19 protein-coding genes are annotated in these 24,194 nt (G+C 42.1%); 13 read left to right on the top strand and 6 right to left on the bottom strand.

What is annotated here, in order from left to right; translation table 11 throughout:
• The first annotated feature begins 130 nt into the window (after positions 1-130).
• Positions 131-2,809 carry a PKD domain-containing protein gene (locus K0S23_RS00095; protein WP_300352590.1) on the top strand — a complete coding sequence of 893 codons (2,679 nt, stop codon included), beginning with the start codon at positions 131-133 and terminating at the stop codon, positions 2,807-2,809.
• Between the two features lie 39 nt (positions 2,810-2,848).
• Here the strand turns inward: K0S23_RS00095 and K0S23_RS00090 are convergent, their stop codons facing one another.
• Positions 2,849-3,196, bottom strand: a complete 348-nt coding sequence (locus K0S23_RS00090) for a group III truncated hemoglobin (protein ID WP_300352587.1) — start codon at positions 3,194-3,196, stop codon at positions 2,849-2,851.
• Between the two features lie 106 nt (positions 3,197-3,302).
• On the opposite strand from K0S23_RS00090, the gene K0S23_RS00085 reads away from it, so the two are divergent.
• Positions 3,303-4,640 (top strand): hypothetical protein, encoded by a 1,338-nt coding sequence (locus tag K0S23_RS00085; protein WP_300352585.1) that lies wholly within the window; start codon positions 3,303-3,305, stop codon positions 4,638-4,640.
• A 101-nt stretch (positions 4,641-4,741) separates the two neighbouring features.
• Here the strand turns inward: K0S23_RS00085 and K0S23_RS00080 are convergent, their stop codons facing one another.
• The 3 genes from K0S23_RS00080 to K0S23_RS00070 form a co-directional block, all read right to left on the bottom strand.
• Positions 4,742-5,254, bottom strand: coding sequence for a gamma carbonic anhydrase family protein (locus K0S23_RS00080; RefSeq protein ID WP_300352583.1), 513 nt, complete (start codon positions 5,252-5,254; stop codon positions 4,742-4,744).
• Positions 5,255-5,347: 93 nt separating this feature from the next.
• Positions 5,348-7,648 (bottom strand): CAP domain-containing protein, encoded by a 2,301-nt coding sequence (locus K0S23_RS00075; protein WP_300352580.1) that lies wholly within the window; start codon positions 7,646-7,648, stop codon positions 5,348-5,350.
• 86 nt (positions 7,649-7,734) lie between these two features.
• Positions 7,735-8,655, bottom strand: a complete 921-nt coding sequence (locus K0S23_RS00070; RefSeq protein WP_300352577.1) for a LysR substrate-binding domain-containing protein — start codon at positions 8,653-8,655, stop codon at positions 7,735-7,737.
• Positions 8,656-8,831: 176 nt separating this feature from the next.
• On the opposite strand from K0S23_RS00070, the gene K0S23_RS00065 reads away from it, so the two are divergent.
• The 6 genes from K0S23_RS00065 (at position 8,832) to K0S23_RS00040 (ending at position 13,952) form a co-directional block, all read left to right on the top strand.
• Entirely contained in the window at positions 8,832-9,278 is a 447-nt protein-coding gene (locus K0S23_RS00065) for a Dps family protein (protein ID WP_300352574.1), read from the top strand.
• A 208-nt stretch (positions 9,279-9,486) separates the two neighbouring features.
• A complete protein-coding gene (locus K0S23_RS00060; RefSeq protein ID WP_300352571.1) occupies positions 9,487-10,104 on the top strand; it encodes a peroxiredoxin in 618 nt (205 codons plus the stop codon).
• 6 nt (positions 10,105-10,110) lie between these two features.
• A complete protein-coding gene (locus K0S23_RS00055) occupies positions 10,111-10,425 on the top strand; it encodes a thioredoxin family protein (RefSeq protein WP_300352568.1) in 315 nt (104 codons plus the stop codon).
• On the top strand, positions 10,406-10,663 hold the full coding sequence (locus K0S23_RS00050) for a hypothetical protein (protein ID WP_300352566.1): 258 nt from the start codon (positions 10,406-10,408) through the stop codon (positions 10,661-10,663). Before K0S23_RS00055 ends, K0S23_RS00050 begins: the two co-directional genes overlap by 20 nt.
• A gap of 315 nt (positions 10,664-10,978) precedes the next feature.
• Positions 10,979-11,629, top strand: coding sequence for a hypothetical protein (locus tag K0S23_RS00045; RefSeq protein WP_300352564.1), 651 nt, complete (start codon positions 10,979-10,981; stop codon positions 11,627-11,629).
• Complete coding sequence (locus tag K0S23_RS00040; RefSeq protein ID WP_300352561.1) at positions 11,610-13,952, top strand: T9SS type B sorting domain-containing protein; 2,343 nt, start codon at positions 11,610-11,612, stop codon at positions 13,950-13,952. Before K0S23_RS00045 ends, K0S23_RS00040 begins: the two co-directional genes overlap by 20 nt.
• Before the next feature lie 27 nt (positions 13,953-13,979).
• On the opposite strand, the gene K0S23_RS00035 is transcribed toward K0S23_RS00040, so the two are convergent.
• Both K0S23_RS00035 and K0S23_RS00030 read right to left on the bottom strand, forming a co-directional pair.
• Positions 13,980-14,426, bottom strand: coding sequence for a cold-shock protein (locus K0S23_RS00035; protein ID WP_300352559.1), 447 nt, complete (start codon positions 14,424-14,426; stop codon positions 13,980-13,982).
• Positions 14,427-14,518: 92 nt separating this feature from the next.
• Positions 14,519-14,713, bottom strand: a complete 195-nt coding sequence (locus tag K0S23_RS00030) for a cold shock domain-containing protein (protein ID WP_013684866.1) — start codon at positions 14,711-14,713, stop codon at positions 14,519-14,521.
• A gap of 411 nt (positions 14,714-15,124) precedes the next feature.
• On the opposite strand from K0S23_RS00030, the gene K0S23_RS00025 reads away from it, so the two are divergent.
• The 5 genes from K0S23_RS00025 to K0S23_RS00005 all read left to right on the top strand — a co-directional run.
• Positions 15,125-15,679: a tail fiber protein gene (locus K0S23_RS00025; protein WP_300352555.1), complete on the top strand. Its 555-nt coding sequence runs from the start codon at positions 15,125-15,127 to the stop codon at positions 15,677-15,679.
• Between the two features lie 28 nt (positions 15,680-15,707).
• Positions 15,708-16,262, top strand: coding sequence for a tail fiber protein (locus K0S23_RS00020; RefSeq protein ID WP_300352552.1), 555 nt, complete (start codon positions 15,708-15,710; stop codon positions 16,260-16,262).
• Between the two features lie 54 nt (positions 16,263-16,316).
• The gene (locus K0S23_RS00015) at positions 16,317-17,468 is read left to right on the top strand and encodes an ABC transporter substrate-binding protein (RefSeq protein WP_300352549.1); all 1,152 of its coding nucleotides are present in this window, start codon (positions 16,317-16,319) and stop codon (positions 17,466-17,468) included.
• Complete coding sequence (locus K0S23_RS00010; protein ID WP_300352546.1) at positions 17,441-18,397, top strand: formyltransferase family protein; 957 nt, start codon at positions 17,441-17,443, stop codon at positions 18,395-18,397. Before K0S23_RS00015 ends, K0S23_RS00010 begins: the two co-directional genes overlap by 28 nt.
• 103 nt (positions 18,398-18,500) lie before the next feature.
• On the top strand, positions 18,501-24,194 hold a 5,694-nt coding region (locus K0S23_RS00005), incomplete at its 3' end, for a hypothetical protein (protein ID WP_300352543.1).

The raw sequence follows: 24,194 nt of genomic DNA, 5'->3' as shown, positions 1-24,194 counted from the left end.
TTAAATAGCGTGATACTTTGCTGAATATTTTCTCCGTTAACATCAGAAATTAAACCGTTTAATCAATAGTGGCCCAATCTTTGAAAGATTCAAAAAAAAATACTGAAATTTAAAATGCTTTTCTCCGTTTATGCATAAAAACCTGATACTGTTATTTTTGCTGATTTGGTCTTTTTCGTCCAAAGCATCACACATAGTGGGAGGTGAGATCTATTATGATTATTTGGGCGCAAACAATTACAGGTTCTATATTGCACTTTACCGCGACTGTGCTTCGACCGGAGCTTCCTATGATTCACCACTCCCCCTGAGTGTGTTTACCGGCAGCGGAATCCGGATCTCAGATGAAAACGTGGCTTTTCCGGGAAGTACGGTACTTCCAATTATCTTCAACAATCCCTGTATTACTGCACCAACCGGAATTTGTACGGAACGGGCTATCTATACAGTCGTTTTGAATTTACCGCCGTCTGTGAGCGGTTATATTATTGCTTATCAGCGCTGCTGCAGAGGTCCCAATATAACCAATCTTATTAATCCGGATGACACGGGTCTAACGATCAAAGCCATTATTCCTCCGGGAGCACAAAATCAATACATCAACAGTTCGGCCCGTTTTGTCAATTATCCGCCTTTGGTAATTTGCAACAACGAAAACTTAAACTTTGATCATAGTGCAACAGATCCGGACGGCGACAGCTTATCTTACGAATTAGTAACACCACATTCCGGGGCAAACTCACTTAATCCGGCACCGAACCCCATTCCGAATCCTCCTTATCCGAATGTAACCTGGGCCGGTTCATTTAACCAGGCTATTCCGCTTGGTCCCGGATCAACCACAACGATCAATCCCACCACAGGACAATTATTTGTTGATGCAAATAACCTTGGGTTATATGTTGTGGGAATCCGTGTCAATGAGTGGAGAAACGGAGTCTTGATCAGTTATGTTACCAGGGATTTCCTTTTCCGTGTTGTAAACTGCAATGTCCAGCTTTCAGCTGAAGTAGCGGAGCAGGAAGACACTCCGGGATTTATTTCTTATTGCCAGGGACTGAGTTTCACTTTTGACAATCAAAGTTTCGGAGCTACCAGTTATTATTGGGATTTTGGGGTAAACGGGAGCACAACAGACAACAGCACAGCATTTGAACCAACTTATACCTTTCCACAGCCGGGAACGTATCATGTGATGCTGGTAGCCAATCCTGGATGGCCATGTACCGATACGACTTATGTGGACTTAATTTTGGAAAATCCGTTCAATGTTGATTTCAGCTTTATCGATTCTACTTGCTTTATTGATAATACACTCGATTTTCAAAGTCAGATCATCAATGGTCCTCCGACAACGCAATTCAGTTGGGATTTTGGCAATGCTACTCCTGCAACAGCAACAACTGCAAATGTTTCCAATGTTGCTTTCAATTCATCAACTGGTAACGTAGTCACACTGATCGGAACCTACAGCGTGTGTGCCGACACCATCTCAAAACCTGTTTTCTTCTTTGACAAACCGGATCCGCAGGTTGGGTTCCAGCCCAATCACGAATGTATGGGTTATACACAGACATTTATCAATAATTCCACCGGGTCAACCAATTATTCATGGGATTTCGGAGTTCCGGGAATTACAACTGATGTGAGTACAGCGGTTTCGCCAACTTACACCTTCCCTGCAGAAGGAACATATCCTATTACACTCATTGCGAATAGCGGACCGAATTGTACGGATACGATGGTCCAAAATATTACGATTTACGAACCATTGGACGTTTCTTTCACTCATAATGATTCACTGTGCGTAAGTACCAATAGTTTTAATTTTGTTGGAAATGTTGCCGGGCCTTCGATCACAGCATATTCGTGGGATTTCGGAAGTCACGCAAACCCATCCAATGCAACAAGTTTAAACGTAAACAATGTCGTGTTTGACACCTCCGGAGTTTTCCCCATTACTCTTACTGCAAGTTTCTTAAACTGTTCTGCAAGCGCCCAATCGGAAGTTTTCATTTTTTCCGTCCCTACTATCGGATTCACGATCAGTGACGAATTGAAATGTGAACCTTATCCTGCACAATTCATCAACCTGAGTCATTACGAAGCTCCTTTGCTCTATTATTGGACATTTGGAGACGGAGGTACAAGTACAGAAGAGCACCCGCTTCATATTTACCAAAACGCAGGAACTTATTCTGTGGAACTGACCATCATTTCAACTATCGGCTGTGTGGATACCTTTAGCTTGCTCCAACAAGATTTTAGTACAATCCGTCCTAAACCGATTGCCGGTTTTTCTGTCGATAAAACAGAAACAACTATTTGTGATTCGAGAGTGCAGTTTACCGACTTATCTCAGGGTGCAAGTCAAGTCAGTTATTCCTTCGGAGAACTTGGTGCCGGAAGTACGGATCCAAACCCATCACACACTTACTTTACAGACGGAATGCATTACCCGCATCAAATAGTAATCAATGAATTCGGCTGTCGTGATACTGCGTTTGTGGGTATTTCAATTGAATCATTCGTGGTCTACGTTCCCAATACGTTTACACCCGACGGCAATGAGTACAACAACGATTTTTATCCCAAACTAGCATTGGATCCAGTTGAATGGGAGATGAAGATCTTTAATCGCTGGGGTGAAGAAGTCTATCGTTCAACAAATATCGAGGAACACTGGGACGGAACTTTTAGCGGACTTCCTTGCAAAGAAGACATTTACAGTTATGTGATCCGTTATGTTTCCTGTGCGCCATATGCCAATGTGGAGGTAATTACCGGGCATGTTTCATTGTTAAGATAATTACGACTTACTTAAAAACTATTAATTAGGTGAGTAGAATTATTTAATGAATTTCGTTTTCATTGTCCAGGCAATCAGTGTTGATCGTTGTTTGGCCAACTCAGCTTTTTCACCGGTAAAGAACTGATCAACCGTTTCGTGGAATAACTTCAACCAGCGGTCAAAGGATTCCTCATTCAAATCCAGTCGCGCATGTTTTTCCATCATGTTGGCACTATACCCTGCTTCATCCAAAAGAATAAAACTCCAAAACTGAATCACCCTGGGCAAGTGTTCCTTTAAATCGAGTTGTGAGAAAAAATGGGAAACCAACTCATCATTCACTAATTTTTGATAAAAGGTTTCTACCAATAATGCCACGTCTTCCTTTGATTCTATTTCTTTCATAGCTCAAAAATACAGCTCTTTCCATTCTTAATTTAGAATATAAATCAGTTTTCGTGTTTACTTTTTTGGTTTTTACACATTCTACTATAGAATCAAAAACAGAGTTATGAAACTGAGACTATCCATTCCTGCATTTATATTACTCATCAGCCTAAGCGGTTATTCACAAACAAGCTACCAACAAGTGGAAATCAAGAAGGCCGATTCTAAAAAAAATCATTGCATTGAGATTCCAAGCTCATTTTCGCATGAACAGATTGCTGAATCCAAACTGATAAACGGATTACAATCAAAAAAGATCCAACGCGTAGAACTTATCTATACCCGTTATAAAGAAAACGAGCATTTTGATCAAAACAAACTGAATGAAGACCGGATGTACCGACTTTCCCAATTGCTGCCCAAACTTCAAACAGACAAACCGGAAATTGTATGGATTGAACAAACAGGCGCAACAACACGTGAAGAAGCAAAGACTTACTTCCATGGATTCCGGATTTACACAGGAAAAGAGACAGCTAAAGAAACTTTTTCGCGCATCGTTAGAGAAGATAAGGGAAACCTTCCCAGTCTTTTTACTGTTGACAACTCAAAAGGCGGTACTTTTTCCCACCCCAACGGAAGCCAGATTTATATTCCTGAGAATGCAGTGGTTTACGAGAATGGAAAGCCCGTTTTCGGAAATTACACTATTAGCTACACGGAATACCGCAATGCAGCTGAAATCTTATTCTCAGGACTTCCAATGGAATTTAAAGACAAAACGGGATCTTACCTTTTCAACTCTGCAGGAATGTATGAAATACGTGGAACAAAGGATGGTCGGGAATTAGCACTCCAAAAAGACATAACAATTGATTTCAACTGCACAAAAAACGAAGCAGGTGTTAACTTTTATGAGATGAATGATCAAACCGGTGAATGGACGCTCTTAAGGAACGATTTGTTTACACCAACTGCGGTTTCTCAGCAAAAAAACGTACCGGTCATGCATTCAAAATCAGAATACCGGGTTAAAAGAGAAATTGCACCTGATACAGAGTACCCTGATAATCCCCAGTATTCCAACATAGTTAGCGGATTGATCTCTTCCAATTTCGGAGTATATAATTGTGATCAGATTTATCGTGTAGCGAATAAAATCAGTATTTCTCCCAAATTCCTCGATGCTTCAACAAAAAAACAGATTAAGGATCAATCATTTGTTTGCCTGATCGATAAAGAGATCAATGCGTCTTTTACTTTCACCCCGAAAGAAATCACCTGTAATTCACAAGGTGAAAATGTGTTTTTACTTTTCACTAAAGACGGTAAAACGTATCTGATCAAATCGGAAAAAGACAAGCAAATTGACCAGAACCAAAAAGAGCCTGAATTCCTGATGGAAAATATCACCGATAAAATAAAAACATCCGATGATTTAAAGAATTACCTGGCAATCTGAATCAAAACCCAAAACCCAAGCCAGAGAAGAAGCATTCGCCACGCGAGTGCTTCTTTGTTCAAAAGTTGAAACTATTGAACTTTTCAACCTTTTAACCTTGTTTACTTAAACCAACCCGAATACATCACGTAATTATTGGCAATTCGCTGCACTTCTCCTTCGAATAACTCCGGTGACAAGGTCTTTACCTTTTTCGCGGGAATTCCTGCATATACGCTCCAGGCTTCTACCCGTGTATTCTCCAATAAAACAGCACCCGCCGCAATGATGCAATTGGATTCGATGTAACAATTGTCCATTACAATAGAACCCATTCCTATTAATACATTGTCTTCAACCGTACATCCGTGAACCAGGGCATTGTGACCGATAGAAACGTTGTTTCCCAAAGTGGTTTTTGTTTTTTCATAGGTACAATGAATTACAGCTCCATCCTGCACATTCACCTGGTTTCCCATTCGAATAGAATTTACATCCCCGCGGATTACTGCATTAAACCAAACCGAGCAGCGATCGCCCATTATCACATCACCAACTACCGTTGCATTTTCTGCCAGGTAAATATCTTCTCCAAATTGAGGTTCGATTCCCCTGCACGATTTTATAAGAGCCATATGTTAATTCAAAATTAGTAAAGTCAAAAATTTAAAGATATTAAGACTTTAGGATTTTAAGACTTCAGGATGGGATTATCAATTATAATTACCCTAAGAGTCACAGATTTTGCAATAGAGTTTTTTGATCTCATCCTCGCGTTGTAATTGAAAACTGGCATTTAACCATCCACAAAATTCCTTTTTATATACCGCTGCTGCTTTCATTACTTCAAAGGTGAAAGCGGCATCCGAACCCTTTTGATATAAGGTACATGCTTGAGCCAGAATGAACAATGCCTCTTTATTCAATTTCTTTTCCAGGAATAGCGGTTTCAAACGATTAATTGTTAAATGGTACATACTCCAGTAGTTGAAGAAACGAACCAATTGAGCATTGTCTTCCATGCTTAGGACTTTTTTACCGAAATAATCGGCAATGTAATCGAACGACTTCGAAATATTTTTGGAATCATTGATTTGCCCAAAATAATTAATGAACGTCAGGTGCATATTCACCATCGCTTCCGGACTAAATGTCCTGTTCTGTGTCATTGCAAGTACTTTCTTAGGTTCAATAATCTTAGCAAGTTGTTGAGCCGGCAAATCCCAAACCTTTAATTTTTCAAATGAGATTAATGAATATAATATGAGCAGATTTTCTCTTGCATCATTTGTGAGAGTTGATGTTCTTGTCAAACAAGCCATCAAAAAAAGATTGACCTCCTGTCGATCAGGTTCCGGTAAAAGCGTAAATAATGCCGCAACGTTTTGAGTCAGTTCAGGTGTATCTTTTAATAGATCATAAAAGGGAATTTCAAACATGAAAGCCGGAACTTTTCCATTCTTATATAAAACAGTCATTGCTTTGTTTGCCAAATTCCAATCCTTATTAATCAAAGCTGTTCTCAGATTGGTTTCAGCAAGTACGTTTAATGGAGTATTCGAAGGAAGGTCAGCTTCAAAGTTAATTGTGGCGCAGGATCTTCTTTGTTTCGAAAAAAGTTTCTGCCATGCAATTTCAGGATGATCTTTATATTTCAGACGAATGTCTTTATGCTTCATTGCCAAAAGATCGTCCAATAAGTAATAGCGCATCTGGTAATCCATTAACTCCCAATTTTCCTGGTAATCCATTTGAATCAGAGATTCATTCAAATGTAATTTCAACTTGATATGCTCTTTGATCTTCTTTGCCCGCATATAGTGGTAATAAGCATTCGACAAGGAATCACCATCTACTGATGAATACGATTGAATATAAACCGAATGGACATTTTTTCCGACAGATGATAAATCAGGATAGGTCTTCGGAACAGAATCCCTGGGTGCAAAATCGTAATCCAGTGTAACCGATTTCACAATTCCATGGGGTACCAAAGCTGTATTTGGCGGGTCCATCAATTTTGGTGTTGCCGATACCAACTTGTACTGGTCTCTTTCCTGACATACTTCGAAGAGATACATACAAACCTCCCCGTCTTTGATGAGTAAAACCGATGGTTTTAATTTTCTGTTTTGTATTTCAGCGGGAACATCTCCCAATTTTACAACAAACCTGTAATCGCTTTCCGCTTGATTTCCCTTTTTAAGCTCATCCCGGAAAATTGGTCTCAGCAACACTCCGTCGTAAACCGGCGACATATCCAACTGGTTCTCCTTTCCACATCTGATCTGTTCACGATCAATCAGATCAATTGCCAACCCATCCTTCGGACTAGAAAAAATAGTATTAAAAGTTGCTTTATCAGAAACCTCAAGCCACACCTCCCCGTCGCGAAGGCTAACGTCATTTCCTAAATTATAGACCAAATTGATATATCCTTCAAATTTATCTGCACATTTAGGATCAGCCAACTTCAAACCAAATCCATTTTTGGATAACTGATTTGGTACAACTGTCCCTTTCCTTCCAAACACATGAGTAGCATAAATTACATTATTCGTATTATCCACCGCAAAAGCCAGATCACCTAACTCATAGTTTTTATTGATCATATTGGCATAATGTCCTGGAGATTTTCGCCAGGCTTCGTACAATTCCTTTGCCAAAACCGAAATAGTCTCTTTCGTCATAGGAAATGTTTGTGGAGTAGATTGAATCACATTTTCTCCAACCATTTCAAAATCAGTTCCACCACAAAAATTAACCCGTGCTTTTGGCGATAGCTTTTTCGGATCGATTTCTTCGTGTTTTAAGACATGATTCAATGCCATGAACTCACTATGTATCACTGCCGCTTGTTCCAGTGAATGATCAAAAGCTAAAGACTTAAGCTTTTTTTCAGTTCGTAGTTTATTGATAAGCCCGGCAAGTTCCGATTTCAGCTGCCAATAGTTATCCGCAGACAATTGAGCATTACCAGTATTATTCAGAAGTAGAATGGCCAGGAACAGGAATATTATTCGGATCATTTAGATTTAAGATTGAAATACAAAGATACCAGAGAATTATCAATAATTATCAATTATAAAGAATGATACTCCAGTTGATAATTCACTTACTTCCAGCTCAGCAATTCCAATTCTTTTGCTACCGGTTTACTGTATTTATGCTGAATGGAACGAATGATCTTTTCCATCGAATCCCAATTTGCATGGCGAAATGCGCTTACTGCAATGATCGATCTTCCGGGAAAGGAACCCTGTTCATCCCGGATCGATTTAAATTCGGTACTTTGAGAAACAAAGGGATGGTAATACTCCGGAATCAGGGTATATCCTCCCTGCTGATCCACCATGCGCATTAACAGATCCATATTTCCTCCCTGATAATTCCAGCTTGCGGGAAGATCTTCGTTAATGGAACAGAACTGCATCATTTGCGTGCGCAGACAATTTCCCTTATTCAAAAGCCAGGGCTGGAGATTTTTGAGTTGGTCCACCAATAATACTTCACCAGGAACACTCGGTGCATAGGCTAAAATTTCTTCCGTAAACATGGGAGTGATGCGGTAATTATTTTGGTTTAGGGGTCCGGCAAGAATTGCCAGATCCACTTTTCGCTGATCCAAGGCCTCAATCAGCTCTTCTGTTTTCAATTCCTCTACAAAAACCTGTGTGGCAGGAAGCAAACTTTGCCATTCCTGAAAATTATCCAATAATAAGTATGCCGCAACTGTAGGAATCACACCAATTCTCAAACGCTCCTTGTATGTTCCAGAATGAATTTGCCGGATGCGGTCTATCGCACCAAAATCTCCCTGAATCTGCTGTAAAAGGGGAATCAGGGATTTTCCGAAATCAGTCAGTTCCATGGAATTAGAATCCCTGTGAAAAATCAAATGTCCCAATACTTCTTCCGCTTTCTTTAATTGCATGGAAAGTGTAGGCTGAGTAACGAAGCATTGTTCCGCAGCCCTGCTGATCGAACCGTTTTCATAAACGGCGAGAATATACGCGATTTGTTGAGGTGAAATCATTATAAATTAATTCTATGGATTTATAAAGTTAATCAATAACATTTATATTTGAAAAAGTCGCACCTTTGAATTGTGTAAGACATCAGGATTTTAGGACATCAGGATATTAAGACTTTTAAAAATTTCTGTCCTAACAGCTTAAAATCCTAAGGTCTTAAAATCTAAATAAAAAAGTTATGAGTTCACAACAGGATCTGAATAACAAGATGAATCGTCTTTTGGCAACGTACCAGGTACACTATCAAAATCTTCGTGCGATTCACTGGAATATAAAAGGAAGCAACTTCTTTGAATTGCATTTGAAATACGAAGAATTGTATACCAGAACGCAAGTAGTGATCGATGATCTGGCTGAGCGAATTCTGACATTAGGGATTACTCCCCTTCACCGGTTTGAGGATTATTTGAAGCACAGTGCATTAAAAGAAAATGGCACGATCCACGATGGGAAAGAAGGAATGAGCTATATTCTGAAAGCCCAGGAAGCAATTCTGAAGCTGGAGCGCGAACTATTAAGCGAATCAGCTGATCTGGGAGATGAAGGAACTAACTCTATGATCAGCGACCTGGTTCGTGAGAAAGAAAAAACAAACTGGATGTTTGCCGCATGGCTGGGGAAATAATTCTGAATGAGATCATTATCAAAGGGGCTTGCTATTAAGACTTGAGAAATTCTTAATCATTACAAAACCTGATTTATCTCATTGGAAAATCCTTATTTCTTTCCGAAAATTGAAGTAACAAACAACAGTGGCTTTTAGGCTACGGATATCAAAGCTTAAAAAAACAGGAGTCTTAAAATCTTAACAAATAAATAAAAACAAATAAAAAATGAGTGTAGTAGGTAAAAAATTCCCGTCAGTATCGGTGAATGCAATGGATGAAATGGGAGATACTTTCCAAATTGATGTATTGAGACATGCAATCGAAAACAAGAAAAAAGTATTGTTGTTCTGGTACCCGAAAGATTTCACCTTTGTTTGTCCGACAGAAATTCATGCTTTCCAGGAAGCAGCTGCAGAATTTGAAAAACGCAATACCTTGATCATTGGTGCATCTTGTGATACGGCTGAAGTTCATTTTGCATGGTTAAATACTGCAAAAGACAATGGTGGTATCGAAGGAGTTAAGTTTCCATTGATTGCAGATTCGACACGTCGTTTGGCTGAGGAACTGGATATTTTGGATTTTGATCCGTATGATGAAGATTCGACCGGTGATAACGTTACTTACCGTGCAACTTATTTAATTGACGAAGAGGGAACTGTTTTCCACGAATCAATTAACCACATGCCTGTAGGACGTAATGTTCAGGAGTATATCCGTTTGGTAGATGCTTATACACATGTGCAAAAACATGGTGAAGTATGTCCTGCAAACTGGGAAGAAGGAAAAGATGCAATGAAAGCTGACCGCACAAGCACAGCAGATTATTTAAGCAAACACTAAGAAATCATGTTTACAGAGTTAACGGAAGACAATTTAGAGCAGTTATTGAGTACCAATCAAAAAGTGATGGTTCAATACGGGGCATCATGGTGTGGTAACTGTAAGATCACAAAGCCAAAGTTTAAACGTATGGCAGAAGAAAATCCGGGAATAGAGTTCTATTACGTGGATGCAGAAAAGTTACCCAACTCACGCAAATTTGCGGATGTTTCGAACCTGCCAACTTTCGCCGGCTTTGTAGATGGGAAACTGATAAAACAAGCCCAGGGAAATAAAGTAGAAATCATTCAAGAGATCAGAGATGCGGTTGCCGGTAATTAAACATATGGTAGCTTTCATCGAGGAAAATGATGAAGACTACGTGAACGAAACAATTGAAACACTGGAGCACTTGATTGATGCTCCCGGTTTAAAAGACGAGGAGCTGGATGTGATCGGAGAGATCCTTTCCAATTTCTCCGGAGCAATTGAGGTTCACAAGGAAATCAAAGCGGGAAAACCGCAAAAAGATGCCCTGAATGAATTTATGAAGCGGGTTACCGGTTCCATTGATAAATAACTGAAAGGTTCCCGAGAGGGAGCCTTTTTTGTTTCGTGCTAGGATATTCCAGACTAAAGACCAAAAGAAATTTTAACTATGGAATATAGTAGCTATATCCCTCGGTTTTCTGTCTTGTGAGACAGAACCTCAGTCTTCGTCAGCTAGCGCTGACTCTTATCTATGCTTTATCTATGCTTCATTTGTGCTTTAACTATGGAGCATCTTTGAAGAAAGTACGCTACATCCGTTGGCTTTTATTTAAATGCAGAAAAAGAATTCATTCAAAGCCAACCAATCAGCAAAACCTCCGTTCAGTAAAGTAGAACCTTTGCGATGAAAATAACCTTATTCATACTGATCTTAAACCTGTTTCCTTACTTTCTTTCTGCCCAGGGTGAACAAAAAAAAACATTCGATGGGTGTGCTACGGATCAGTTACACCGCTCAAACACTTTCCTTCATACCAAACAACAACTGCTGGATAATGAAAAATATCAATCGGATCTCCAGAAGAATAAAGGCGGCGGATCTCACTCCCACCCAAAATCACTGCAAACCATCCCGGTTGTCGTTCATATCATTCATAATTCCGGAACTGAAAACATTAGTGATGCACAGGTTCAAAATGCAATTACCAATATCAACACCAAGTTTGCTGCAAGCCCCTTCAACCAAATTCAATTTTGTTTAGCTCAGCGGGATCCCGCCGGCAATGCAACGACAGGTATTACCCGAAACAGTTCTCCCCTTACCAATGAAGTCATGGAGGTCGATGATATTGCACTGAAAGATCTCAACAGGTGGAGTCCGACCTGTTATTTGAATATTTGGGTGGTCAAAGAAATTTCCAGTTTAAGTATGGGGACCGGGGTTATCGGTTATGCTTTCCTGCCCTCATCTCACGGTCTAAACATGGACGGAATAGTTATCGAAGCCGGATTTTTCGGAAACAGTTCTCAAACAGATGCTGTGGGGAGTGCATGAAATCGGTCACTATCTTGGATTATATCATACATTTGAAGGAGGATGTACTAATTCAAATTGCTTATCAGACGGCGACCAGGTTTGTGATACTCCACCAGACCAGACCACTTTTGCAGCTTGTAACCCTTCTGCCAATTCCTGCAGTACAGACGCCGATGATCCTTCCGCAAACAATCCATTCACAACAGATGTTGCCGATCTGAGCGACGACTACATGGATTACAGCAGTTTCTCATGTTATGATCAATTCACAGCAGGACAATACGACCGCATGTATTACTTCCTCACCAATGTAAGAGGAAGTTTATTGAATTGCCTGAGCTGTACACCACCCTGCCAGACTCCTATTACTGCAACTATTACAAACCCCATTTCAACAACAACTATCGCGGCAGGAAGCAGTATCAGCTTTTCGGCAAGCACCAACAGTCCTTCTCCTTACTGGTATATTGATCCAACTACCGTTTTAGGCACCGGAACTTCACTGACTTACACCTTTACAACACCAGGGACCTATTGGATGACGTTCAGCGTTCCAAGTACCAATCCGGCATTTTGCCTGGACGGTCTTGATTCCGTAAAAATCATGGTCAATAATCCATTGGTTTCAGCCTGTGATACTGTTTTTGCAGGAAATGACCAGTTGATCTGCACTATCAGCCCGGTTCAATTGAATGCAACACCCGGCTTCGACATTTATTCGTGGACACCGACGAGCGGATTAAACAACCCAAATATTGCGAATCCACTTGCAAGTATTAGTACCACAACGGAATATGTAGTTACAGCCGGCATATTAGGACAAGAAATGATCACCAACTGGGACTTTTCCAATGGGAATACGGGCTTTTCAAGCGATATGATCTACAACTCGATTTACTCTCCATGCAATTACTATGTGGCACCGACCTTCTTTACAATGACCTTTCCCTCACTACATGACCATACACCTTCAAATGACTCCATGTTCCTATCCCTGGATGGTTGTGTTAACGGTCCAACGAAGATTTGGGAACAAACTATCTTAGGCTTAAATCCGAATACTGATTATCGTTTCTCTTTCTGGGCCACACGAGCTGCCGGAAATCAACCCATTTTTGAGATCCATCTGACCGGTGATGTCACAGGGAATCTTACCCTTCCCACTGAAACAGGAATCTTTATTCCTTTGGGCGGGAATTTTATGTGGGATGAGTACGGGATTACTACTTGGAATTCCGGTGCCAATTCTTCCGTAACCATCCGGATAGTTAATCTGGAGACCAACGGTTACGGTGTTGATTTTGGCCTTGATGACTTCAGTTTCAGACAAATCTGTACTTCAACCGACACTGTTAAAATCACGGTATTAAGCGGAACTCCTCCCCAGCTTGATCTTGGCAACGATACAACGATCTGTGTTTCGGGAATACACGTATTTGATGCAGGTCCGGGCTTTACCGATTACACCTGGAATGACGGTAGTACAGACAGAAACTTTACCGCATACGGAACCGGAACATATTGGGTCACTGTTACAGATTCATGCGGAAACATTCAATCGGACACAGTCCGGATAACTCCCGCTCCCTTACCCCTGGTAGATCTTGGATCCGAAATTATCACCTGCGGCTTTGCATCTGTTCCCCTGACGTATACATCCGGTGATACATTCACTTCATTCTTGTGGAGTCCGGCTGCGAATTTAAGCTGCACAAGCTGCCCGAATCCGACGGCACAAATTGGCAACCAGGACGTAACATTTCATCTGTATGCCTCAACTGCAAACGGGTGTATTGCAGAAGATAGTGTGACGATCAAAGCAGATCCAAGCATCCCGTTAGATGTTGATATTATAACTTCTGCTCCGCTCTGTTTATCCACCGGAAGCATTGTTGTTCAAAACAAACCGGGTGCAAACGGAGTTTTATCCATTGATTTTAATCAACAAGGGTACTCAACAGAAACAAGCTATTTGGATCTGACAAACGGGAGCTACTCCTTAAACATCCAGAATATTCTGACAGGATGTTCATTGGATACCCTGATCACCTTTGAAGCGGACTTGGAAAATTTGTTGTACATCCCGAATTCCTTTACTCCCAATGGGGATCAATACAATAATATATGGAAAATCGAAGGGGTTTGCATCGGAGAAATCGATTGCAGAATTTTTAACCGCTGGGGGGAAGAAATAGAAACTCTGAAAAGTGTGAACGATACGTGGGATGGGAAATATAATGGGATACCAGTTCCCGACGGGATTTACACCTATACCATTATAGTAACTTATTCAACTGAAAAAATCGAATTTAAAAGTGGATTTATCGCTGTAATACACTAATAAAATTCGATTTATCTTAGGGGGATATTAATCCTTTTTAACTCTTACTGCAGTTGGGCCTCTTTGTCCTTTTTCAACTTCAAAGGTCACTCTGTTTCCTTCAGTAATTGCTTCACTCAATTGGTTTGCGTGAACGAATACACTGTCACCTGATACACTATCTTTAATAAAGCCATAACCTTTCGAATCATTATAAAAAGTTACAGTTCCTGTACGAATTTTCTCTTCCGGTGGTAAGTCCTCTCTTTTGGGAACACCAATTACGATATCTTCAGCGTTGAATTCCAATCGCTTCGAATGATCCGGCGGAGTAGTTGTTTGATTTCCATTTTCGTCAATATAAACGATCATGTCCTCAAAACTTGCTTTTCCACCTTCTTTGCGCTCAAGCATTTTCTTTTCTTTGTCCTTGCGCCGTTTTTCTTTTTTGTTTTGAATCTCTTTTTTATTGAAAGTCTCTTGTGATCTTGCCATTTAATTTTTTAAAATTTCTACTTTGATAAAATAAAAAAGAGTCTATTCGTCAGCCGACGAACAAACTCTCTTCGTTCATTTATTAAAATCAATTATTGGATTACGCGAACGTTTACTGCGTTCACTCCTCTTTTACCTTCTTCTAATTCGAATTCTACTTGGTCACCTTCACGGATTTCATCAACTAATCCTGATACGTGTACGAAGTGATCTTTTGCGGAGTCATCTTCTTTAATAAAACCAAATCCCTTAGTTTCATTGAAGAACTTTACTGTTCCTTTGTTCATTAAACTTGTAATTAAATAAATATTAAAACGAAGGTACGTTTAAAAATCTGTATAATTGACAAAATAAGTGTCATTTTCATTAATTTAACTTTTATTCAAAGAACGAGCCTAATCATAATCATTTGAATAACAAGGGTTTAAACTGAGTTATTAGTTGATTTTCAAAAGCAAAATCAGACAGGGGTTTCCCCCTGATTTTCAATCCGATTGATACTAATCCGACTATCATTTCATAGCTTTGTTACAATGATTTATAGTTTATTCCTTTTTATACAGTATATTTGTCTCAACCATTAATTAAACATCACTGATGACGAAAACGCTTTTCAATAACAGCCTTATTTGGCTTGTATCCCAGATTGCACATACGTTATCATTTGTCAAATTGTAACTTAAAAACAAATAATAACTATGTCTACTGAACCATTTATCGGAGAAGTTAAACTATTCGGATTTAACTTCGCTCCAAAAGGGTATGCAACTTGCCAAGGGCAAATCTTATCAATTGCACAAAACACTGCACTTTTTTCTTTACTCGGAACAACTTACGGGGGAAATGGTCAAACAACTTTTGCGTTACCGGATTTACAAGGACGTATGGCGATCGGTCAGGGAACCGGGCCAGGACTTCCTTCACACAGTATGGGAGAGATCTCAGGCACACCGAATGTTACCCTGTTAACATCCAACATGCCTGCGCATGTCCATACTGCTAACTCATTGCGTGTAAATGTAAAAGCATCCACTGCGAATGCAGGTGAACAAACTCCTGAAGGGACATTCCCTGCCGTTACAACTTCCTCAAACTATGCCGACTCAGCAACTGCGAATGTATTTACAGGTGGAACTGTTGTATCGGGAACAACGGATATTACCGGTTCAGGATTTCCTTTCAGTGTAATGAATCCGTATTTATGCATGAACTATTCTATTGCATTACAAGGGATTTTTCCAAGTCGTAACTAATTAGTATTCATCTTAAAACATTCTAATTATGTCTACAGAACCATTTGTGGGTGAAGTCAAATTGCTCGGTTTCAATTTTCCACCGTTGGGTTATATGACCTGCCAGGGACAATTGTTATCGATAGCACAGAACACCGCATTATTTGCATTGCTTGGAACGACTTATGGCGGAGATGGCCAAACCACATTCGCTTTGCCGGATCTCCAGGGGCGTGTTCCGATCGGACAAGGTCAGGGGCCGGGGCTTCCATATTATTCTATGGGCGAAGAGGCCGGTTCACCGACCATGACGCTGACAACAGCTAATCTTCCTCAGCACGTGCACACGGCAAATAACCTGAAAGTTAGTATAAAAGCCTCTACGGCAAATGCAGGTGAACAAACCCCGGAAGCAACATTTCCTGCGGTTACGACCTCATCCAACTATGCAGACACAGCTACACCGAATTCCTTTACTGGAGGAACTACTATCACCGGATCACTTGATCCTGCCGGTAGCAGCATGCCTTTCAGTATTGCGAATCCATACTTGTGCATGAATTACTCAATTGCTATTGAAGGGATCTTCCCAAGCAGAAACTAATAATTACATGGGGAAACAATCTACTTGTTTCCCCTATTCTATTTGATATTGATTATGCAAACAATTGGTGTTCTTCTTCCCAGATCGACATATTACACAGGATTGAGTTTCGACTTGTTCGAAGGGCTCAAAGCATCCTTGCGTCAATTGAACAGGGAAGATCTTCGGATCGTTACAGAAAACATTGGTTTCGGTACTGATAAGCAGCAATGCTATAAAGCTGCCGAACAGCTTATCATGCATGAAAACGCACAGGTTGTGCTGGCATATGTAGGTCACCGCATGGCCCAGGTTTTAAGACCTTTATTTCTTGCCGCAAATCGCCTGTTGATTGTTATGGATGCAGGAGCGAACGTTCCACAGGAATGGCCGGAATGTTCAAATATCATCTATCATTCACTTCACAACGCTTTCGGTTCATGGCTGACAGCTAAAAAAGCTGTCCGTGATGGTCTTTCACACGGCGGAATGATAACCGGTTATTATGATGGCGGATACTTGCAAACATGGGGGATTTCCCATGGCTTCACACAATCCGGCGGGCAAATCGTTTTTAATCATGCTACCGGTTATTCGCGTGAAGACTTTTCGATGGAACCCTTGAAAAACTACTTGCAGGAATACCCTAAAAGTGCATTGCTGAGTATTTTCAGCGGTGATTATGTGCAATGGTATTTTTCTGCGTTAAAGGACATTTTTGGCAAGGCAGACCTTCCGATATACCTTCCTCCTTTTGCACTGGAAGAAACCATGTTGCAGGGAGCAATATATCCAGGTAATAAAGCGCAAGGTATTGCTGTATGGTCTAAACAACTGGAAAATGAGCAAAATCAATTATTCATTAATGAGCTAACGACATCCGGCAGAATACCCAATCTCTTCTCACTACTGGCTTGGGAAACAGCTGTTATTGCTGTCAAATCGCTGGAATTACTAAAAGAGAACAGTTCCAACGTACAACGAACTACCGAAGCTCTTGCTCATTTTTCTTTCGAAAGTCCAAGAGGAACTATTCATTTTCATGCCGGAACAAAGCACACGATAGCACCGATGTACGAAGCAGAGATCATTGACGATGGGAACGGTCATTGTGCTATTCGTATCGGAGAAGTTATCCCTGAAACAACAGCTGATTTCGAAACATTTATTGAACACCCGATGGAGAATATCGTTTCCGGATGGTACAACAGTTATACCTGTATCTAATGGAGAAAAAACGCATATTGGTCCTTTGTGGTGGTAAGTTTGCTTTTCCTTCCTTACAACAATTAGGTGTTGAGCATTTTCTTTGCGGTGTCGGAACAGGAAAAGCCGAATCCGAAGTGGTCCAGGTACTCAAAAGAGAGTCCGCCAACAATGGATTACCTTATAAAGCCTTTCCAGATAAAGAAAGTCTTTCCGGGCTTCGCGCATGGATCGATGAGCTGCAACCGGATTACATTTTCAGCATTTCATTCCCGTTCCTGCTTTCAGAAGAGGTTTTAGCTTATGGTGAAAACCGGTTTATCAATTTTCATCCCGGACCACTTCCTGCTTATAGAGGCCCTATGCCCTTGTTCGAAGTATTGCGTTACCAGGAAAAAGAAACGGCTATCAGCGTCCATTTCATGAACACAGAGTTCGATGAGGGTGCGTTGATACTGGAAGAAAAGGTTCCAGTAAGGAATAATGAAACTTATGGAGGACTAGCCGTTAAGCTTAGCGAACGCATTGCACTGGTTGCTTTGAATGTGGCAGAAATGCTGCAGTATGGTTCAAGCATTCCCAGCTCCATGCAGGATGAAGGTCAGGCGCGCTATTTTGAAAAACCTGATTTTTCTGATACACTAATACAGTGGAACCGTATGCCTGCTGAAGAGATCATTTCCCTTATCAATGCCTGTAACCCATGGAATCAGGGAGCAGACACATTATTGATGGGAAAGAATATCAAGCTGTTAACAGCTTCGTTGTCTTCTGAAACACATACTGAAACACCCGGAAAGATTCTCGCATTGACACCGCGGGAAGAACTAGCCGTATCGTGCCTAAATGGACAGGTTATTCACGTTCCGGTTATTTCAAGCGATCACGGTATACTGACAGCTCGACAGTTTGCCTCACTAAAGAACATTATAGGATATGCTTTTAATTAAACTACCTTCGTGGTCCTGAAACTATATGTAATACTAACATCTATAAACTAACATGCGTAATACTATTCACCATCAAATTTTATCGTTTATTAAATCAAAACACATGAAAAACAAATTATTATTTCTTACCGCATTGCTTCTGACCGGACTATATAGTTCCGCGCAGACGCAATTCTGGTCAGACGATTTTGAGAGTGCCGGATCGCCCAGTTCGGGTGCCCGGACTTCTTCGGTACCCCTGGTATCGTTCCCTGCGAGCCCCCCGCACAGCAAGTATTTCGATATCAGCTCCGGAGGGACGGATCTAGCCCTGCAAAACGCTATTCCGTATGCAGGCTTCAACGGTTCCCAGTTCTTCGCAGCGGAAGACATCGATGGAGCTGTACCCACGGGTGCTAATGGCTCCCAGGATTTTCGCCAGAGCCTAAGCTGGGACAATATTAATATTACAGGAAAAAGCGGTATGTCTTTCAAAGGTCTGTTCGCTTGTAATAATTCGGGGGGATCCGTATGGGATGCTGGGCCACCGTCCGATTACATGATCCTTCGCTACCGAATCAACAACGGTGCCTGGGTCGACGCTATAAGATTTTTTCCAAACGCCAGTCCCAACGGATCTTTTGCTCTTGAAACAACTGGGGACTCCATTGCAGAAGGAGCCGTTTTACCCAACATGACCTTTACAGAATTCACTGCAACAGTTGTAGGAACAGGCACCGATCTGGATATTCAGATGTTATTCTCCTCTAACGGAGGATTGACAGAAGAATTAGCAGTCGATAACTTTCGTTTATTCGAAACCCCTTCTTGTACAGCTCCAACTATTACTGCTAACCCTCCAAACCGTGCCCGTTGTGCGAGTACCGGTACAACTTTCACTGCTTCAGCAACTGGTGCTACTGCTTTCCAATGGCAAGAGAACACAGGATCAGGCTTCGCGAATATCACCAATGGCGGTATTTACTCCGGTGCAACGACCACTACACTTACACTCTCAAGCGTAAGCGCAGGAATGTCCGGTTATCAATACCGTATGGTGGCGATTAACGGTGTAGCTTCCTGCTTTACGAATTCGAACTCAGGAACACTAACCGTTTCATCTATCAACACTTCATCAGCATCACAAACAAACGTTTCCTGCAATAGCGGATCGAACGGAGCTGCCAGTGTAAGCCCTTCAGGAGGAATTGCTCCTTATACTTATTCCTGGTCACCTTCCGGCGGAACAGGAGCTATAGCTTCAGGTCTTTCGGCGGGAAGTTATACTGTTACCGTTACCGATAACATCGGTTGCCAGGGAACACGAAATTATACAATCACACAACCAACAACACTTAATGGAAGTACGGTTGTAACCAATGTTGCCTGCAACGGAGGAACAAACGGAGCAATAAATCTTACAGCTTCAGGCGGAACGCCGGGTTATACCTTTAACTGGGGCGGTGGTGTTACAACTGAAGACCGAACAGGTCTTGCCGCAGGTACTTATGCTGTAATCATTACCGATGCCAACGGATGTACGCGCAATGTGACCGGTATTACCGTAACACAACCAACATCTGCAGTTTCAGGAACTACCGTTGTAACCAACGTAGCTTGTAACGGCGGAACCAGCGGAGCAATAAACTTAACTCCTACCGGAGGAACAGGTCCTTATACTTTTGCATGGGGTGGCGGAGTCACAACTGAAGACCGAACAAGTCTTGCCGCGGGAACTTATTCAGTGACAATCACTGACGTGAACGCTTGTACAGGAACAGTAAATGCAACAGTAACACAACCAACATCTGCAGTTTCAGGAACAACAGTTGTAACAAATGTGGCTTGTTTCGGAGGATCAAACGGAGCTATTAACCTTACGCCAACAGGCGGAACAGGACCATACACATTCAACTGGCTTCCTTCAGGACCAACAACAGAAGACCGCACAGGTTTGATTGCAGGTACTTATCAAGTCCAGGTTACTGACGTAAACGGATGTACAGGAACTGTTTCAGCTACTGTAACGCAACCAACATCTGCAGTTTCAGGAACAACCGTTGTAACAAACGTTGCCTGTTTCGGCGGAGCTAACGGAGCTATTAACCTTACTCCTACCGGAGGAACAGGACCATACACATTTAACTGGCTTCCTTCAGGACCAACAACAGAAGACCGCACAGGTTTGGTTGCAGGTACTTACCAGGTCCAGGTTACTGACGTAAACGGATGTACAGGAACTGTTACAGCTACTGTAACACAACCAACTTCTGCAGTTTCAGGAACAACCGTTGTAACAAATGTTGCCTGTTTCGGCGGATCAAACGGAGCTATTAACCTTACTCCTACCGGAGGAACGGGTCCATACACATTCAACTGGTTACCTTCAGGACCTACAACAGAAGACCGCACAGGTTTGGTTGCAGGTACTTACCAGGTCCAGGTTACTGATGTAAACGGATGTACCGCAACGGTTACAGCTACTGTAACACAACCAACTTCTGCAGTTTCAGGAACTACAGTTGTAACAAATGTGGCTTGTTTTGGCGGAGCTAACGGAGCTATTAACCTTACTCCTACCGGAGGAACGGGTCCATACACATTCAACTGGTTGCCTTCAGGACCAACAACAGAAGACCGCACAGGTTTGGTTGCAGGTACTTACCAGGTCCAGGTTACTGATGCAAACGGATGTACAGGAACTGTTACGGCTACCGTAACGCAACCAACATCTCCAGTTTCAGGAACAACAGTTGTAACCAATGTGGCTTGTTTCGGTGGAAACACCGGAGCGATCAACCTTACTCCTACCGGAGGAACAGGACCTTATACTTTTGCATGGGGTGGTGGAATCACAACTGAAGACCGAACAAGTCTTACGGCTGGAACATACTCCGTAACAATTACTGATGTGAATGGATGTACAGGAACAGTTAACCCTACGGTAACTCAACCTGCTGCTGCAGTTTCAGGAACAACAGTTGTAACCAATGTGGCTTGTTTCGGTGGAAACACAGGTGCAATTAACCTTACTCCTACAGGTGGTGTTGGTCCATATACTTTTAGCTGGGGTGGCGGTGTCACTACAGAAGACAGAACAGGACTTACAGCAGGAACATATTCAGTGACCATTACTGATGCGAATGGATGTACAGGAACAGTTAGCCCTACCGTAACTCAACCTGCAGCTACAGTTTCAGGAACAACCGTTGTAACAAACGTTGCTTGTTTCGGAGGATCAAACGGAGCTATTAACTTAACACCAGCTGGTGGAACAGGACCGTATACTTTCAATTGGGCCAGCGGACCAACAACAGAAGACAGAACAGGTCTTGCCGCAGGAAGCTATTCAGTGACCATTACAGATGCGAATGGATGTACAGGAACAGTTTCCGGAATAACGATCACACAACCTACATCTCCCGTTTCAGGGACAACCGTTGTAACAAACGTAACATGTGACGGCGGAACCAATGGTTCTATTGATCTGACACCTGCAGGTGGAACACCAGGATATACTTACAACTGGGGTGGTGGAATTACTTCCCAAGACAGAACAAGTCTTTCTGCGGGAACTTATTCAGTAACAATTACAGATGCAAACGGATGTACAGGAACAGTTTCCGGAATAACGATTACACAGCCTTCAGCTATTTCCTTCACAGCAGCTTCACAGACAAATGTTGCCTGCTTTGGAAATGCGACCGGAGCGTTTGAGGTTAACCCTGCAACAGGAGGTACACCGGGTTATACCTATGACTGGACACCAGGAACTCCTACCGGTGACGGAACAACTTCCGTAACAGGATTGACAGCTGGAAGCTATTCAGTAGTTGCTACAGATGCCAACGGTTGTACAGCCACGGTATCGTTTACAATCACACAAGCTCCTGCTCTTTCGGTAACAGCTGCTACGCAAACAAACATCGCTTGTAACGGCGGTGCAACAGGTGCTGCTGCTATCAATACACCAACAGGTGGAACTCCGGGCTATACTTACGACTGGACACCGGGTAACCCAACAGGTGACGGAACAGTTTCCGTAACAGGACTTGCTGCCGGAACATATACTGTAACCGTAACAGACGCAAACGGTTGTGTTGCTTCCCAAAGTTTTACAGTGACAGAGCCTACAGCTCTTTCAGTTACAGCTGCTACACAAACAAACATTGCTTGTAACGGCGGTGCAACAGGTGCTGCTGCGATCAATACACCAACAGGTGGAACTCCGGGCTACACATATGACTGGGCTCCGGGAACACCAACAGGTGACGGAACAACTTCCGTAACGGGACTTACTGCAGGAACATATACTGTAACAGTAACAGATGCAAACGGTTGTGCTGCAAATCAATCATTTACAGTGACAGAACCAACGGCTATTTCAGTTACAGCTTCTGCTCAAACAAACATTGCATGTAATGGCGGTTCAAACGGTGCAGCTGAGATCAACACCCCAACAGGTGGTACTCCGGGCTACACTTACGACTGGACTCCGGGAACTCCAACAGGTGACGGAACCACAAGCGTAACAGGACTTACTGCCGGAACATACACTATAACAGTAACAGATGCTAACGGATGTACTGCTTCTCAAGTATTTACAGTCACTCAGCCTACAGCTATTTCAGTTACGCAGGATTCTCAGACAAACATCGCTTGTAATGGCGGTGCAACAGGTGCTGTTGAGATCAATCCTGCAACAGGTGGTGCTGGATCATTCACATATGACTGGGCTCCGGGAACACCAACAGGTGACGGAACAACTTCCGTAACAGGGCTTACTGCAGGAACATATACTGTAACAGTAACAGATGCTAACGGATGTACTGCTTCACAAGCATTTACGGTGACTGAGCCGACTGCAATTTCGGTTACACCGGCTTCCCAAACAAATATCGCTTGTAACGGCGGTGCAAACGGTGCTGCCGAGATCAACACACCAACAGGTGGAACTCCGGGTTATACTTACGACTGGGCTCCTGGAACTCCATCAGGTGAGGGAACAACTTCCGTAGCAGGACTTGTTGCAGGAACATACACCGTAACAGCAACAGACAACAACGGATGTACTGCAACTCAGACCTTCACTATTACAGAGCCAGCAGCTATCTCAATTACTGCTGATTCGCAAACAAATGTGACTTGCAACGGTGGTTCAGACGGAACAGCTTCTATCAATACCCCAACAGGTGGAACTCCGGGCTACACATATGACTGGACTCCAGGAAACCCAACGGGTGACGGAACAACTTCCGTAAGCGGTCTTGCTTTAGGAGTATACTTTGTAACAGTAACAGACGCAAACGGATGTACTGCAGAACAACTGTTTACGATCACGGAACCAGCAGCAATTACCAGTTCATTTACTGCTACAAGCTGTGACAGTTATACCTGGAATACTCAAACATACAATGCAAGCGGTACTTATACACAAGTATTGACAAGTGTTTCGGGTTGTGACAGTACGGTAACTTTGAATTTGACTATTAATATGTCCAGTTCTGAGACCCTGAATGTAACCGAATGTGAAAGTTATACCCTAAACGGTCAAACTTATACTGCGAGTGGTACATACACACAAACACTGACCAATGCAGCAGCATGTGACAGCATTATCACACTGAATTTGATCATCAATTCAGCAGATGCAGACACTACTTTGGTAACGGCATGTGATTCCTATGTTTGGAACGGACAAACGTTCACAACAAGTGGTTTTTACACTGTAGCGTTTACCAATGCAAATGGCTGTGACAGTATTGAGAACCTGGATTTAACGATTGTTACGACTCCGGTAGCCGGAATTACATCTTTG

This window comes from Fluviicola sp. (assembly GCF_029266855.1).
GTDB lineage: Bacteria > Bacteroidota > Bacteroidia > Flavobacteriales_D > Crocinitomicaceae > Fluviicola.
This window is presented reverse-complemented; position numbering and strand designations above follow the sequence as displayed.

Excerpts from the sequence above, each read along its gene's own strand:
- K0S23_RS00095 (WP_300352590.1), top strand. The coding sequence starts at position 131 with ATGCATAAAAACCTGATACTGTTATTTTTGCTGATTTGGTCTTTTTCG.
- K0S23_RS00090 (WP_300352587.1), bottom strand. The coding sequence starts at position 3,196 with ATGAAAGAAATAGAATCAAAGGAAGACGTGGCATTATTGGTAGAAACC.
- K0S23_RS00085 (WP_300352585.1), top strand. The coding sequence starts at position 3,303 with ATGAAACTGAGACTATCCATTCCTGCATTTATATTACTCATCAGCCTA.
- K0S23_RS00080 (WP_300352583.1), bottom strand. The coding sequence starts at position 5,254 with ATGGCTCTTATAAAATCGTGCAGGGGAATCGAACCTCAATTTGGAGAA.
- K0S23_RS00075 (WP_300352580.1), bottom strand. The coding sequence starts at position 7,648 with ATGATCCGAATAATATTCCTGTTCCTGGCCATTCTACTTCTGAATAAT.
- K0S23_RS00070 (WP_300352577.1), bottom strand. The coding sequence starts at position 8,655 with ATGATTTCACCTCAACAAATCGCGTATATTCTCGCCGTTTATGAAAAC.
- K0S23_RS00065 (WP_300352574.1), top strand. The coding sequence starts at position 8,832 with ATGAGTTCACAACAGGATCTGAATAACAAGATGAATCGTCTTTTGGCA.
- K0S23_RS00060 (WP_300352571.1), top strand. The coding sequence starts at position 9,487 with ATGAGTGTAGTAGGTAAAAAATTCCCGTCAGTATCGGTGAATGCAATG.
- K0S23_RS00055 (WP_300352568.1), top strand. The coding sequence starts at position 10,111 with ATGTTTACAGAGTTAACGGAAGACAATTTAGAGCAGTTATTGAGTACC.
- K0S23_RS00050 (WP_300352566.1), top strand. The coding sequence starts at position 10,406 with ATGCGGTTGCCGGTAATTAAACATATGGTAGCTTTCATCGAGGAAAAT.
- K0S23_RS00045 (WP_300352564.1), top strand. The coding sequence starts at position 10,979 with ATGAAAATAACCTTATTCATACTGATCTTAAACCTGTTTCCTTACTTT.
- K0S23_RS00040 (WP_300352561.1), top strand. The coding sequence starts at position 11,610 with ATGCTGTGGGGAGTGCATGAAATCGGTCACTATCTTGGATTATATCAT.
- K0S23_RS00035 (WP_300352559.1), bottom strand. The coding sequence starts at position 14,426 with ATGGCAAGATCACAAGAGACTTTCAATAAAAAAGAGATTCAAAACAAA.
- K0S23_RS00030 (WP_013684866.1), bottom strand. The coding sequence starts at position 14,713 with ATGAACAAAGGAACAGTAAAGTTCTTCAATGAAACTAAGGGATTTGGT.
- K0S23_RS00025 (WP_300352555.1), top strand. The coding sequence starts at position 15,125 with ATGTCTACTGAACCATTTATCGGAGAAGTTAAACTATTCGGATTTAAC.
- K0S23_RS00020 (WP_300352552.1), top strand. The coding sequence starts at position 15,708 with ATGTCTACAGAACCATTTGTGGGTGAAGTCAAATTGCTCGGTTTCAAT.
- K0S23_RS00015 (WP_300352549.1), top strand. The coding sequence starts at position 16,317 with ATGCAAACAATTGGTGTTCTTCTTCCCAGATCGACATATTACACAGGA.
- K0S23_RS00010 (WP_300352546.1), top strand. The coding sequence starts at position 17,441 with ATGGTACAACAGTTATACCTGTATCTAATGGAGAAAAAACGCATATTG.